General features: G+C 70.4%; 6 protein-coding genes, 1 tRNA gene and 1 rRNA gene. 1 reads left to right on the top strand and 7 read right to left on the bottom strand.

Annotation, left to right across the window (positions count from 1 at the left end):
• Positions 1-25: 25 nt before the first annotated feature.
• From QSK45_RS34630 to QSK45_RS34615, 4 genes are all read right to left on the bottom strand, one after another.
• Positions 26-865, bottom strand: a complete 840-nt coding sequence (locus QSK45_RS34630) for a helix-turn-helix domain-containing protein (protein ID WP_285562886.1) — start codon at positions 863-865, stop codon at positions 26-28.
• A 336-nt stretch (positions 866-1,201) separates the two neighbouring features.
• On the bottom strand, positions 1,202-3,973 hold the full coding sequence (locus QSK45_RS34625) for a DNA translocase FtsK (protein WP_285562885.1): 2,772 nt from the start codon (positions 3,971-3,973) through the stop codon (positions 1,202-1,204).
• A gap of 123 nt (positions 3,974-4,096) precedes the next feature.
• Positions 4,097-4,777 carry a response regulator gene (locus QSK45_RS34620; protein WP_285562884.1) on the bottom strand — a complete coding sequence of 227 codons (681 nt, stop codon included), beginning with the start codon at positions 4,775-4,777 and terminating at the stop codon, positions 4,097-4,099.
• 274 nt (positions 4,778-5,051) lie between these two features.
• Positions 5,052-10,511: a HAMP domain-containing protein gene (locus QSK45_RS34615; protein WP_285562883.1), complete on the bottom strand. Its 5,460-nt coding sequence runs from the start codon at positions 10,509-10,511 to the stop codon at positions 5,052-5,054.
• 411 nt (positions 10,512-10,922) lie between these two features.
• Between QSK45_RS34615 and QSK45_RS34610 the strand changes: the two genes are divergently transcribed.
• Positions 10,923-13,682 carry a SpoIIE family protein phosphatase gene (locus QSK45_RS34610; RefSeq protein WP_285562882.1) on the top strand — a complete coding sequence of 920 codons (2,760 nt, stop codon included), beginning with the start codon at positions 10,923-10,925 and terminating at the stop codon, positions 13,680-13,682.
• 73 nt (positions 13,683-13,755) lie between these two features.
• On the opposite strand, the gene QSK45_RS34605 is transcribed toward QSK45_RS34610, so the two are convergent.
• The 3 genes from QSK45_RS34605 to rrf all read right to left on the bottom strand — a co-directional run bounded on the left by QSK45_RS34605 (position 13,756) and on the right by rrf (position 14,806).
• Positions 13,756-13,828, bottom strand: a tRNA-Thr gene (locus QSK45_RS34605).
• A gap of 84 nt (positions 13,829-13,912) precedes the next feature.
• Positions 13,913-14,575: a DegT/DnrJ/EryC1/StrS family aminotransferase gene (locus QSK45_RS34600; RefSeq protein ID WP_285562967.1), complete on the bottom strand. Its 663-nt coding sequence runs from the start codon at positions 14,573-14,575 to the stop codon at positions 13,913-13,915.
• 114 nt (positions 14,576-14,689) lie between these two features.
• Positions 14,690-14,806 (bottom strand): 5S ribosomal RNA (gene rrf / locus QSK45_RS34595).
• Positions 14,807-14,812 lie beyond the last annotated feature (6 nt).

Genomic DNA, 14,812 nt, shown 5'->3' with positions numbered 1-14,812 from the left:
CGTCGGGGGCGAGCGGCGGGCCGGGTCAGCCCGCGACGGGGTCGCCCTTGGTGTACGTCAGCCGCTCCACGGCACCGGGCCTGAAGTTGTCCTCGATCTTCTTGCCGTTGACGTACAGCTGGATCGCGCCGGCGTCACCGAGGATCAGGTTGATCTTGCTGCTGTCCTGGAAGGTCTTGGACTGGCCCTTGTCCAGCAGGCCGTCGAAGAGCATCCGCCCGTTGTGGTCCTTGGCCGAGATCCAGCTGCGTCCGTCGGGCGCGCTGACCTGGACGGTGACCTTGTCCTGCGGAGCGGCGGCGATGGCGCTGTCGGTGGGCTCGGGGGTCGGGTCGGCGGGCTTGTCCCGGGTCGGCGTGGGCGAGGCCGCCTTGCCGGTGGCGGGCGTGGCGCCCTCGGCGACCGACTTGGAGTCGCTCCCGCCGTCGCCGCCCTTGACCGCGGTGAAGCCGACGAAACCGATCACGACGACGATCGCGGCGACCATCGCCGCGGTCCAGTTGGGGCCACGGCGCTCGGGCCGGATCCGCTCGGCCTCGAACAGGGGCGCGGCCGGGGTGGGCGCGGGGCGGCCGCCGTGCTCGGCGTCGTACTGGGCGACAAGCGGTTCGGGATCGAGGTGGACGGCGCGGGCCAGCGTGCGGATGTGGCCGCGCGCGTACACGGCGCCGCCGCAGGGGGCGAAGTCGTCCGCCTCGATGGCGTGCACGATGGCGAGGCGGACACGAGTGGCGCTGCTGACGTCGTCCACGGTGAGCCCGGCCGCGATCCGCGCCTGTTGGAGGGCACGGCCCACGGGGATTCGGGCTTCCTGGGACTCGTCTGGGAAGGGACGCTCGTCTTCAGGGGAGTTGCCGAGGGACACGGGGGCGCCTTTCGAGCGTGTAGCCACCTGTGCTGGAAGCTCAGTCTAGGGGGGGTACGAAAGGGTGGGGCAACCGGGCGGTACGAACTTCTACGCCATCGGAATGGCCCGACATTCCGACGGCTGGACAGGCGGATACCCCAGGATGGGACGCTTACCTGTCCTCTCGCTCAACTTGACGTAGGACAAAGGGAAACGGTTGCCCGCCGCTCTCTAACGGGTGGATCACGGCGGGCAAGGACGGAGCACGACGGCACGGCCGATCGCGACGGAACGGGTGCGTCACGACGGACGGCTGCCCGGTGTTCGACGCGCGGAACCGGGCGGCTCTTATTACTATCCCTCGGACTCGCCGCGAATCACGGCGAGCACGCCGTCCAGTTCTTCCGGTTTCACCAGAACGTCGCGCGCCTTGGAGCCCTCGCTGGGCCCCACGATGTTGCGGGACTCCATGAGGTCCATCAGCCGCCCGGCCTTGGCGAAGCCGACACGCAGCTTGCGCTGGAGCATGGACGTGGACCCGAACTGGGTGGAGACGACGAGTTCGGCCGCCTGGCACAGCAGGTCGAGGTCGTCGCCGATGTCCTCGTCGATCTCCTTCTTCTGCTTGGCGCCGACCGTGACGTCCTCCCGGAAGACCGGCGCCATCTGCTCCTTGCAGTGCCGGACGACCGCCGCGACCTCCTCCTCGGTCACGAACGCGCCCTGCATCCGGGTCGGCTTGTTGGCGCCCATCGGCAGGAAGAGGCCGTCGCCCTTGCCGATCAGCTTCTCGGCACCGGGCTGGTCGAGGATGACGCGGGAGTCCGCCAGCGAGGAGGTGGCGAAGGCGAGCCGGGAGGGCACGTTGGCCTTGATCAGACCGGTGACCACGTCGACGGAGGGGCGCTGGGTGGCGAGCACCAGGTGGATGCCGGCCGCACGCGCGAGCTGGGTGATGCGCACGATCGCGTCCTCGACATCGCGCGGCGCGACCATCATCAGGTCGGCCAGCTCGTCCACGATCACCAGCAGGTACGGGTACGGCTGAAGCTCGCGCTCGCTGCCCTCCGGCGGCTTGGCCTTCCCCTCGCGCACGGCGCGGTTGAAGTCGTCGATGTGCCGGTAGCCGTAGGCCGCGAGGTCGTCGTAGCGCAGGTCCATCTCGCGCACGACCCACTGAAGCGCCTCGGCGGCCCGCTTGGGGTTGGTGATGATCGGCGTGATCAGGTGCGGGATGCCCTCGTAGGCGGTCAGTTCGACCCGCTTGGGGTCGACCAGGATCATCCGCACGTCCTCCGGCGTCGCCCGCATCATGATCGAGGTGATCAGGCAGTTGATGCAGGACGACTTGCCGGAACCGGTGGCGCCGGCGACCAGCATGTGCGGCATCTTGGCCAGCGAGTGCATGACGTAGCCGCCCTCGACGTCCTTGCCGAACGCGACCAGCATCGGGTCGTCGTCCTCGGCGGACTCCGCGAGGCGCAGCACGTCGCCGAGGTTGACCATCTCCCGGTCGGTGTTGGGGATCTCGATGCCCACCGCGGACTTGCCGGGGATGGGGCTGATGATCCGCACGTCCGGGCTGGCGACCGCGTAGGCGATGTTCTTGGCGAGCGCGGTGATCCGTTCCACCTTGACGGCCGGACCGAGTTCGACCTCGTAGCGGGTCACCGTCGGGCCGCGGGTGAAGCCGGTGACGGCCGCGTCCACCTTGAACTCGGTGAAGACCTGGGTGAGCGCGGCCACTATGGCGTCGTTGGCCTCGCTGCGGGCCTTGCCGGGGCCGCCGCGCTGGAGCAGCTCCAGGGCGGGCAGCGAGTAGGTGATGTCCCCGGACAGCTGCAGCTGCTCCGCGCGCGCGGGCAGCTCGCGGGGCTGGTCGGGGGCCTTCTTGGTGAGGTCGGGTACGACGGAGCCCTGGCCCTGCCCGGGACGGGCGGCCGGGACCGGCCTGGCGGGCGGCTCGGGGGCCGGGGCGGCGGGCGGCTCGGGGGCCGGGACGGGGGTGGTCTCCTCGCGGTCGCCGACGCTGACGCCGTGGGTGAGGTCGGCGACCAGCGGGGAGGGCGGCATGCCGTGCAGCACCGCGCCGTCCAGCGCGGCGGCGGCAGCGGCGGCCACGTCCACGGCGTCCATCCGCCGCTGCGGGTCCGGCTGGGGCAGCGCGGAGCGCCTGGGACGGCCGCGGCGGCGCGAGAGGGCCTCCTCCTCGGCTCCGTCGGGGTCGTACGCCTGCGGGCCGCCCTGGCGCCTGCGGGAGCGCGCGGGCAGCGCCTCGCGCCACTGCTCCTCGTAGCGCTCGTCGTCCTCGGTGAACCCGTCGAACTCCTCCGCCTCGTGCTCGTGCAGCACGCCCAGGCGCACCCCGAGGGCGCGCAGCCGCTGCGGGATGGCGTTGACGGGGGTTGCGGTCACCACGAGCAGCCCGAAGACGGTCAGCAGCACCAGTAGGGGCACGGCGAGCATCTCGGTCAGGGCGTACGTCAGCGGGGTGGCCGCCGCCCAGCCGATGAGGCCGCCGGCGTCCCTTATGGCCTGCATGCCGTCGGCGCGCGCGGGCGAGCCGCAGGCGATGTGGACCTGGCCGAGCACCCCGACGAGGAGCGCGGACAGGCCGATCACGATCCGTCCGTTGGCCTCCGGCTTCTCCGGGTGCCGCACGAGTCGTACGGCGATCACCGCGAGCAGTATCGGCACCAGCAGGTCGAGCCGGCCGAAGGCGCCGGTGACCAGGACCTCCACCAGGTCGCCGACGGGGCCCTTGAGGTCGGCCCAGGTGCCGGCGGCGACGATCAGCGCGATGCCGAACAGCAGCAGCGCGACACCGTCCTTGCGGTGGGCCGGGTCGAGGTTCCTGGCGCCCTGCCCTATGCCGCGGAAGACGGCGCCGACGGCGTGTGCGAGTCCGAGCCAGAGCGCGCGCGCCAGGCGGTACACGCCCCCGGTGGGGCTGGGCGCCGGCTTCGGCGGGACCTTCTTGGCCGCGGCCTTCCTGACAGGCGCCTTCTTCGCGGGCGCCTTCCTGGCCGGGGCCTTCTTCGCGGCGGCCTTCTTCGCCGGACCCTTCGCGGGAGCGGCCGCCTTCTTCGCGGGCTGCTTCTTGGCTGCGGAGGGACGTGAGGCCATGGGTGTGAGATTACCGGGGGAGACGACAGCGGACACGTGTGCCCACAGCTTCACCCGTTCGTGTCGCCCTTCCCAGGGCGTCGAACTGACGCGAGCTCATGGGCAACGGGAGTTCGACGGGGATCAGTTGGCCGGTGACACCGCGGGGCCGTCCGCACCGGCGCCCGGTTCCAAGGCGTCCAGCGCGCGGCGCAAACCGGTGAGTTTGCGCTCCAGATGGGCCGCCGTGGCCACCGCGGCCGCGTCCGCGGAGTCGTCGTCCAGCTGCTTGGACAGCGCCTCCGCCTGCTCCTCGACGGCCGCGAGCCGCGCGGACAGCTCGGCGAGCAGTCCGGCCGACTCCTTGCCGGCGACCGCGCCCTTGCCGCCGCCCTCCAACTGGAGCCGCAGCAGCGCCGCCTGCTCGCGCAGCTGGCAGTTCTTCATGTACAGCTCGACGAACACCGAGACCTTGGCGCGCAGCACCCAGGGGTCGAACGGCTTGGAGATGTAGTCCACCGCGCCGGCCGCGTAGCCCCGGAAGGTGTGGTGCGGGCCGTGGTTGATCGCGGTGAGGAAGATGATCGGGATGTCCCGGGTCCGCTCGCGCCGCTTGATGTGCGCCGCGGTCTCGAAGCCGTCCATGCCCGGCATCTGGACGTCCAGCAGAATGACCGCGAAATCGTCCGTGAGCAGTGCTTTGAGCGCTTCCTCCCCGCTCGATGCCCGCACCAGCGTCTGATCGAGCGCAGAGAGGATGGCCTCCAGCGCCAGCAGATTCTCCGGCCGGTCATCGACCAGGAGGATCTTGGCCTTCTGCACCATGGCCCGCCCTCCTCGCCCCGGCGGTACACCGGGCGCCGCCCCAGGGGACGACTCCCTTTCGCCGCCCGTCCTTGTGCCGGTCATCGTAGCCGCACCCCGCTTGTCGCCACACCCTGTCACCGCGATGTCACTGTGCACGTAGCGGAAACGGGGCGGGAACCCGGAAGGTTCCCGGAATCCCACGTTCCCATACGTCCGCGGCCACCCTAAGCGCACAACTCCGCGCACCCGTCATGGGTTCCCCGGGTGTTCACACCATGGTCGGCCGATCCCGTCACTTCCCCCGCATCCACTGCTGCAGCACGCCCAGCAGATGGTCCGAGTCGACCGGCTTGGTCACGTAGTCGGACGCACCCGCCTCGATCGCCTTCTCCCGGTCGCCCTTCATCGCCTTCGCGGTCAGCGCGATGATCGGCAGCCCGGCGAACTGCGGCATCCTGCGGATCGCCGTGGTCGTCGCATAGCCGTCCATCTCGGGCATCATGATGTCCATCAGGACGACCGCCGCGTCGTCGTGCTGCTCCAGGACCTCGATGCCCTCGCGGCCGTTCTCGGCGTACAGCACCGACAGACCGTGCTGCTCCAGGACGCTGGTGAGCGCGAAGACGTTGCGGATGTCGTCGTCCACGATGAGCACCTTCTGGCCGCGGAAGCGCACCCCGCGCGCGGACTGCGGCACGCTCTCCTGCTCGGGCACCGCCGTCCACCGCTCGGACCGCTCGCCCTGCGGCAGGCCGCGCCGGCGGCGCCGGAAGAGCGCCGCCGGCCCGTTCTGCATCTCCAGGTACGACTTGACCTCGGCCGGCGTCTCGATCTCGGAGGCCGACAGCTGCGAGGACTGCTCCGCCGCCTGGGAGGCCGCCAGGTCGCCGGCCTCCAGCGGGGCCACGGACTGCTGGTAGCCCTGCGGCGGCAGCTCGCTCGGGTGCAGCGGCAGGTACAGCGTGAACGTGGAGCCGCGGCCCGGTTCGCTCTGCGCGTGGATCTCACCGCCGAGCAGCTGCGCGATCTCCCGCGAGATCGACAGGCCGAGGCCGGTGCCGCCGTACTTGCGGCTGGTGGTGCCGTCCGCCTGCTTGAACGCCTCGAAGATCACCCGCATCTTGCTGGCCGCGATGCCGATGCCGGTGTCCGTCACCGAGAACGCGATCAGCTCGCCGTCCGGATCGGTGAGCGACCCGGCCTCCAGCAACTGCTCCCGGATGTTCTGCGGCACGGCCGCGCCCGCGGGCCGGATGACCAGCTCCACCGACCCGGAATCGGTGAACTTCACCGCGTTGGACAGAAGGTTGCGCAGCACCTGGAGCAGCCGCTGCTCGTCGGTGTGCAGGGTCGCGGGCAGCTCGGGGGAGACCCGCACCGACAGGTCCAGGCCCTTCTCCGCGGTCAGCGGCCGGAAGGTGGCCTCCACGTAGTCCACCAGCTGGACGAGCGCGATCCGGGTCGGCGAGACGTCCATCTTGCCCGCCTCGACCTTCGCCAGGTCCAGGATGTCGTTGATCAGCTGGAGCAGGTCGGAGCCCGCGCCGTGGATGGTCTCGGCGAACTCGACCTGCTTGGGCGAGAGATTCCCCTCGGCGTTGTCGGCGAGCAACTTGGCCAGGATCAGCAGCGAGTTCAGCGGCGTGCGCAGCTCGTGCGACATGTTGGCCAGGAACTCGCTCTTGTAGCGCATCGACACCGCGAGCTGCTCGGCGCGCTCCTCCAGGACCTGCCGGGCCTCCTCGATCTCGGTGTTCTTCACCTCGATGTCCCGGTTCTGCCGGGCCAGCAGCTCGGCCTTCTCCTCCAGTTCGGCGTTGGAGTCCTGGAGCGCCTTCTGCCGGCTCTCCAACTCCGCCGACCGCTCGCGCAGCTGCTCGGTCAGCTCCTGCGACTGCTCCAGCAGCTGCTCGGTCTTGGTGTTGACCGAGATGGTGTTGACGCTGGTCGCGATGACCTCGGCGATCTGGTTCAGGAAATCCTTCTGGATCTGCGTGAACGGCGTGAAGGAGGCCAGCTCGATGACGCCGAGCACGGTGTCCTCGAACAGCACCGGCAACACGATCACCTGGGCCGGCGGCGCCTCGCCGAGCCCGGAGGAGATCTTCAGATAACCGCTCGGCGCGTCCGAGACCAGGATGGTGCGCTTCTCCTGGGCGGCCGTGCCGACCAGCGCCTCACCCGGCCGGAACGACGTCGGCATGGAGCCCATCGAGTAGCCGTAGGAGCCCAGCATCCGCAGCTCGTAGGCGTCCTTGCCCTCACCGGCGTCCTTGCCCTCCATGAGCGGCATCGCCAGGAAGAACGCGCCGTGCTGCGCGGAGACCACCGGCGTCAGCTCGCTCATGATCAGCGAGGCGACGTCCTGGAGGTCGCGGCGGCCCTGCATGAGCGCGGAGATGCGGGCCAGGTTGCCCTTGAGCCAGTCCTGCTCCTTGTTGGCGATCGTGGTGTCGCGCAGGTTGGCGATCATCTTGTTGATGTAGTCCTGCAGCTCCTGGATCTCGCCGGACGCGTCGACGTCGATCTTCAGGTTCAGGTCGCCGCGGGTCACCGCGGTCGCCACCCGCGCGATCGCGCGCACCTGCCGGGTCAGGTTCCCGGCCATCTCGTTCACCGACTCCGTCAGGTCCCGCCAGGTGCCGTCCACGTCCCGCACCCGCGCCTGGCCGCCCAGCTGACCCTCGGTCCCCACCTCGCGGGCCACGCGCGTGACCTCCTCGGCGAAGCTGGACAGCTGGTCGACCATCGTGTTGATCGTCGTCTTGAGTTCGAGGATCTCGCCGCGGGCGTCGATGTCGATCTTCTTGGTCAGGTCGCCCTTGGCGATCGCCGTGGTGACCATCGCGATGTTGCGCACCTGACCGGTCAGGTTGGACGCCATCTGGTTCACCGACTCGGTGAGGTCCTTCCAGGTGCCCGCCACACCGGGCACGTGCGCCTGGCCGCCCAGGATGCCGTCCGTGCCCACCTCGCGGGCCACCTTGGTGACCTGGTCGGCGAACGAACTCAGCGTCTTGACCATCGTGTTGATGGTGTCGGCGAGCTGCGCGACCTCACCGCGCGCCTCGATCGTCACCTGCCGCGTCAGGTCGCCGTTGGCGACCGCCGCGGCCACCTGCGAGATGTTGCGCACCTGCATGGTCAGGTTGTTGGCCATCAGGTTGACGTTGTTGCTCAGGTCCTTCCAGATGCCCGTGACACCCGGCACGTGCGCCTGACCGCCGAGAATGCCCTCGGTACCCACCTCGCGGGCCACCCGGGTCACCTGCTCGGCGAACGACGACAGCTGGTCGACCATGGTGTTGACGGTCGTGACCAGCTCCAGGATCTCGCCCTTGGCGTCGACCGTGATCTTCTTCGACAGATCGCCCTTGGCGACCGCGGTCGTGACCTCGGCGATGTTGCGCACCTGGATGGTCAGGTTGTTCGCCATGAAGTTCACCGACTGCGTGAGGTCCTTCCAGGTGCCGGACACCCCCTGCACCTCGGCCTGACCGCCGAGGATGCCCTCGGTGCCCACCTCACGGGCCACCCTGGTGACCTCCTGGGCGAACGACGACAGCTGGTCCACCATCGTGTTCAGGGTGTTCTTCAGCTCCAGGATCTCCCCGCGCGCGTCCACGGTGATCTTCTGGGAGAGGTCACCGCCCGCCACCGCGGTGGCGACCTGCGCGATGTTGCGCACCTGGGCCGTGAGATTCCCTGCCATGCCGTTCACGGAGTCCGTCAGGTCCCGCCACACACCGGCGACACCGGGCACCTGCGCCTGCCCGCCGAGGCGGCCCTCCGTGCCCACGTCCCGGGCCACCCGGGTGACCTGCTCGGCGAACGCGGACAGCTGATCGACCATGGTGTTGATCGTGTTCTTCAGTTCGAGGATCTCGCCCCGCGCGTCCACGTCGATCTTCTGCGACAGGTCGCCGTTGGCCACCGCCGTCGTCACCTGGGCGATGTTGCGCACCTGGGACGTCAGGTTCCCGGCCATGAAGTTGACGGAGTCCGTCAGCTCCTTCCAGGTGCCCGACACGCCGTCCACCCGGGCCTGCCCGCCGAGGCGGCCCTCCGTGCCCACGTCCCGCGCCATCCGCGTGACCTGGTCGGCGAAGCTCGACAGCTGGTCCACCATCGTGTTCACGGTGTTCTTCAGCTTGAGCATCTCGCCGGAGACGTCCACCGTGACCTTCTGCGACAGATCGCCGTTGGCCACCGCCGTCGTCACCTGGGCGATGTTGCGCACCTGGCCGGTGAGGTTCCGGAACGCGGTGTTGACGGAGTCCGTCAGGTCCTTCCACGTCCCCGCCGCGCCCGGCACCTGGGCCTGGCCGCCCAGCTCGCCCTCGACGCCGATCTCCCGCGCGACCCGCGTCACCTCGGCACCGAAGGACGACAGCTGGTCCACCATGCCGTTGACGGTGTTCTTGAGTTCCAGCATCTCGCCGGCCACGTCCACCGTGACCTTCTGCGACAGATCACCGCTGGCCACCGCGGTCGTCACGGCGGCGATGTCCCGCACCTGGGTGGTCAGGTTCCGGAAGACCGTGTTGACCGAATCCGTCAGGTCCTTCCAGGTGCCGGCCGCGCCCGGCACGTTCGCCTGACCACCGAGCCGGCCCTCCGCGCCGACCTCGTTGGCCACGCGTGTGACCTCGTCCGCGAAGATCCGCAGCGTCTCGGTCATCTGGTTGATCGTCTCGGCCAGCTGCGCCACCTCGCCGCGCGCCGGGACCGTCACCTTCTGCGACAGGTCGCCGTTCGCCACCGCCGTGGTGACCTGCGAGATGCCGCGCACCTGGGCCGTCAGGTTGCCCGCCATCGTGTTGACGGAGTCGGTGAGTTCCTTCCACACGCCGGCCACCTCGGGCACCTGCGCGCGACCGCCGAGGATGCCCTCGGTGCCCACCTCCCGGGCCACCCGCGTCACCTCGGAGGAGAAGGCCGAAAGCTGGTCCACCATCGTGTTGACGGTGTTCTTCAGCTCCAGCATCTCGCCCGCGACGTGCACGGTCACCTTGCGCGACAGATCCCCCTTGGCGACCGCCGTCGTCACCAGGGCGATGTCCCGCACCTGCGCGGTGAGCCGGTCCGCCATGGTGTTGACGGACTCCGTCAGGTCCTTCCAGGAACCCGACATGCCGCGCACCCGGGCCTGGCCGCCGAGCTTGCCCTCGGTGCCGACCTCGCTGGCCACCCGCGTGACCTCGTCGGTGAACGTCGACAACTGGTCGACCAGGTTGTTGACGGTACGGCCGACCCTCAGGAACTCGCCCCGCAGCGGATGCCCGGTGCCACCGTCCGGCGCCTGCGTCCGCAGCTCCATGCGCGGCGACAGATCGCCCTCCGCGACCGCGGTGAGCACCCGGCCCACCTCGGAGACGGGTCGCACGAGATCGTCCACCAGCGCGTTGGAATGCTCGATCGCGGCCGCCCAGGAGCCCTCGCAGGCCCCCGTCTCCAGGCGCTCCGTGAGCTTGCCCTCGCGGCCCACCATGCGCCGTACCCGAGACAGTTCGCCGGTCAGATGCAGATTGCGGTCGGCCACCTCGTTGAAGACCGCCGCGATCTCCGACATCACGCCGTCCCCGGAGACCGTGAGCCGCTTGCGGAAGTTCCCGTCACGCATCGCCACGAGAGCCGCCAGCAGCCGGTTCAGACCGGCGGTGTCCACCGCGGTGGTGCCGCCGCTCCTGCCCAGGGACGGTCCGCCCTTCGCGCGCGTCTTCGTGCCACGCGTCGCTGCGCCAGACTCCACTGTGTCCCTCCCGGGGGATCGACCCTTACTGCCGTATGCGGACGCTTCCGTCCGGCCTGCCGGTCTCCTCGGCATACCGGTTACTTCGGCGTACCGGTCACTGCTGCGTATTTCTGCCAGACGAGATCCGGCCACACCAAGGGCTGATGCCCGCCGCACACGGAACACACGCGGCGCGACCAGACCTTCACCAGAAGCCTGCCCAGTGTTTCACCCCGCCTGAACCAGGCCATAACAGTTCGGCAGCTTCGCACATCGTCCGCACACCCTGGGGGGTAAACACCGGCGACCGGCACCCGCTCGGACGGCGAAGGTAAGTAACCTTGCATCCGGCTGTCCAGCCGCACCGGTCCCGACCGGCCTGGGCGGTGGCACGAGAACGAGCGGGCATCGGAGGGGCGGCCGCAGACCATGACCACCGGACTGATCCCGGGGGGACAGCCCCCGGAGCCGCGGCCGACCGACGCGCCGATGCCGCAGCAGCGGCTCGACCCGGTCGGCGCGTCCGCCCTGCACGTAGACAACCGGCCGAGGAGTTCTGTGATCACCGCGCGCGCGGCCGCCAGTTTCGAGCCCGTCGGACGATCGGTGGCGACCGCCCGGTCCTTCGTCCGCGACACCCTCCAGGGGTGGGGCTTCGCCGACATCGTCGACGACGCCGTCGTCCTCACGAGCGAACTGGTGACCAACGCCGTCGTGCACGCCGGTACCCATGCCGAGGTGCTCTGCCTGCGCACCGACCACGGGGTGCGCATCGAGGTCTCCGACCGGTACCCCGAACGCGAGGTCCCCCTCCAGACGTCCGCCAGCCCCATGGCCAGCCCCGACCGCGAGGGCGGCCGCGGCCTCCAGCTCTGCGCGGCCCTGGCCACCCGCTGGGGCGTCGACTACACGCCGACCCACAAGCACGTCTGGTTCCAGCTCAACCTGCCCGAACGGCCGGTCGGCACCCGCACCGCCGGCCCCGCCCTGCCCGCCGACCTGCTCCCGGTGGCCGACGGCCGGGTCCGTGTCGCCGTCCTCCAGGTCGACCGCAAGGGGTCCGTCACCGCGTGGAACGAGGACGCGGAGGACCTGTTCGGCCACCCCGCCGCCAAGGCCGTCGGCAGGCCGCTGACCGAACTCGCCGCCTGGCCGCACACCCCGGGCACCGGCACCGGCATCGCCGAGGCCCTCCGGCTCTCCCGCTGGGAGGGCAGCTACGGCATCCGCGGCGCCGACGGCCGGGTCGTGCAGGTGTACGCCTCCCACCTGCGGGTTCGCGACACCGGCGGCGAGCCCTCCACCGTCTGCCTGCTGGTGCGCGACCATGAGCGCGCCGTGCTCCAGACGCCCACCCGGGTCCCGGCCGGCGACCAGGGCACCGCGCAGGACGGCCAGAGCACTGACCCCTTCGAGGTCTTCATCGGCTCCCCCGCCCCGGACGACCTCGACGGGCTGCTCCAGCGCACCGTGGAGCGCGCCCGCGACATGCTCGACGGCGACTCGGCGTTCCTGCTGCTGGCCACCGACGACGAGACGGAACTGGAGGTCCGCGCCTCCACCGGGCTGCCCTCCGCCCGCCAGCGTTTCGCCCGCGTCCCCGTGGAGGCCGGCCCCGGCCGCTACGGCTCCGCGCGCATGCCCGCCGTCCACGACGACCTCAGCGCCGTCCCCGGCGCCGTCCCCCTCCTCGGCGGCACCGGCATGCGCTCGGTCGTCACCGTCCCCCTCAAGGTCGAGGGCCGCCTCACCGGCTCCCTCGGCGTCGCGGCCGAGGCCCCGGGCAGGTACTCGAACGAGGAGGCGCTGCGCCTCCAGTTCGCCGCCGACCGCATCGCCCTGGCCGTGGAGTCGGCCCGCCTCGGCGAGCTGGAGCGGCTGCGGCGCGGCTCCCTGAGCTTCCTGGTCGAGGCGTCCGACCTGCTGGCCGGCACGCTGGACCGCGACCAGACACTGGCCCTCATGGCCCAGATGACGGTCCCCACCCTGGCCACCTGGTGCGCCGTCTACACCATCGCCGACCAGGCGTCGGACCCCTACCTGTCGTACGTGCTGCACGAGGACGAGGAACTCATCGACGGCATCAAGTCGTTGCTGTCGAAGATCGCCCCGCCGGACCCGGTGCCCACGCCCGGCGCCCGCGTCTGGACGGCCCCGGGCGAGGTCGCCCACCAGGCCGCGCTGCGCACCTCCATGCGCACGCTGGGCCTGGCCGGCGGCCCCACGCACCGGATCACCGCAGGCATCGGCCCGACCCTCGCGACGGCCTCCGCGGTCGGCGGCGAAACGGTCGTCCTGCCGCTCGTCGCCCGCAACCGGGTCATCGGCATGCTGGTCCTCGGCAAGCCCACCGACGAACACTTCCGCCAGGAGATCCTGGAGCTGGCCGAGGACTTGTCCCGCCGGGCCGCCCTCGCCCTGGACAACGCCCGCCTGTACTCGGAGCGCACCGCCATCAGCCAGGCCCTCCAGCGCAGCCTGCTGCCGCCCGGCACCCCGCACATCGACGGCGTCGAGGTGGAGGTCATCTACCGCGCGGCCGGCGAGGGCAACGAGGTGGGCGGCGACTTCTACGACCTCTTCCCCATCGGCAACGGCGCCTACGGCTTCGCCATCGGCGACGTCTGCGGTACCGGACCCAACGCGGCGGCGGTCACCGGTCTCGCCCGGCACGCCCTGCGTCTGCTGGCCCGCGAGGGCCTCAGCGGACCCGCCGTCCTGGAACGGCTGAACTCGGCCATTCTCGACGAGGGCGACCGCAGCCGGTTCCTGACGCTCCTTTACGGCGAGCTGCGGCCGCAGCCGGACGGCAGCGCCGAACTGAAGGTGGTCTGCGCCGGCCATCCGCTGCCGCTGCGCCTGCGCCAGGACGGCACGGTGACCCCGGCCGCCGAACCGCAGCCCCTGCTGGGCGTGATCGAGGACCTGGACCTGTACGAGGAGACGGTCACCCTCGACCCGGGCGACGTGCTGCTGTGTGTCACCGACGGCGTCACCGAGCGCCGCGAGGGAACCCGCATGCTGGGCGACGACGGCCTCGCCGACGTCCTCACCACGTGTACGGGGCTGACGGCCGGTGCGGTCGCGGCCCGCATCATGCGCGCGGTGGAACGCTTCGCGTCCGATGCCCCGTCGGACGACATGGCCATTCTGGCGATGCGGGTCCCCGGCCTCCAGAACGAGGGTTGAGCCGGGGCGGCTCGGGGCCGCGCCGGGCGCACGAAAAAGACCCCACCCGAAAGGGTGGGGTCTTGATTTACCGAGCCCCCAAACGGAATCGAACCGTTGACCTTCTCCTTACCATGGAGACGCTCTGCCGACTGAGCTATAGGGGCCTGTCGTTTTCGAGGTTTCCCTCGCGGCGACAAAGAAACTGTACCCCGAACCGGCCCGACTTCCCAAATTCGTTCGGGAGCCGGTCAGAAGGCGGGCTGGAGCAGTCCGCCGAGGGCGTTGCAGGCGGCGACCACGCGCTGCATCTCCCTTTTGGTCAGCGAGGCGTCGACGGGCAGCGCGAGTGTCTCGTCGGCGGCCAGCTCGGTCTGCGGCAGGGACACGCAGCGGCGGAACTCCGGCAGTCGGTGCACGGGCGTCTTCACCGGCACCCGGCAGTCGACTCCCCGGGCCCGCAGGGCGCGGGCGAAGGCGTCCCGGTCCGGCCGGCCGTTGCCGGGCACCCGCACCACGTACTGCTGGTAGGTGTGTCCGTCTCCGTCGTCCGGGGTCCGCACGCCCTTCAGTTTGTTGTCCAAGTAGGCCGCCCGCTCCCGCCGTTGCGCTATCTCGTCGTACGGCGCCTCGGACTCGCTCTGCTCCAGGACCAGCAGCTCGTGCCGCTGCCCGAGGGTGTGCAGGCGCTCGATGTCGGCCCGCCGTCCGAAGCGGTGGACGACAACGACGGCCGCCGTGCGGGGGGTTACGGCCGCCTCGACGGCCACCGGGTCGAGGCAGTAGGTCACGGGGTCTATGTCGGCGAACACCGGGAGCGCGCCGGCCAGGGTCACGGCCTCGGCGACCTCGACGTTCCCGAAGGCCGGTACGACGACCTCGTCACCGACTCCGACGCCGGCCGCCCTGAGCATTGCAGAGGTTCCCATGTACGGGATGCTGGGCGCGCAGGGTGAACGACACGTTACGCGGAACAAAAAAAGGCCGGACCCCGAACCGAAGTTCAGGATCCGACCTTTTGAAGAATTGTTCGGCGGCGTCCTACTCTCCCACAGGGTCCCCCCTGCAGTACCATCGGCGCTGAAAGGCTTAGCTTCCGGGTTCGGAATGTAACCGGGCGTTTCCCTAACGCTATAACCACCGAAACACTA

The organism is Streptomyces hygroscopicus subsp. hygroscopicus (assembly GCF_030269125.1).
GTDB lineage: Bacteria > Actinomycetota > Actinomycetes > Streptomycetales > Streptomycetaceae > Streptomyces > Streptomyces hygroscopicus_C.
This window is presented reverse-complemented; position numbering and strand designations above follow the sequence as displayed.

Coding starts and splice junctions, on each gene's coding strand:
- QSK45_RS34625 (WP_285562885.1), bottom strand. CDS start 3,973: ATGGCCTCACGTCCCTCCGCAGCCAAGAAGCAGCCCGCGAAGAAGGCG.
- QSK45_RS34620 (WP_285562884.1), bottom strand. CDS start 4,777: ATGGTGCAGAAGGCCAAGATCCTCCTGGTCGATGACCGGCCGGAGAAT.
- QSK45_RS34600 (WP_285562967.1), bottom strand. CDS start 14,575: ATGCTCAGGGCGGCCGGCGTCGGAGTCGGTGACGAGGTCGTCGTACCG.
- QSK45_RS34610 (WP_285562882.1), top strand. CDS start 10,923: ATGACCACCGGACTGATCCCGGGGGGACAGCCCCCGGAGCCGCGGCCG.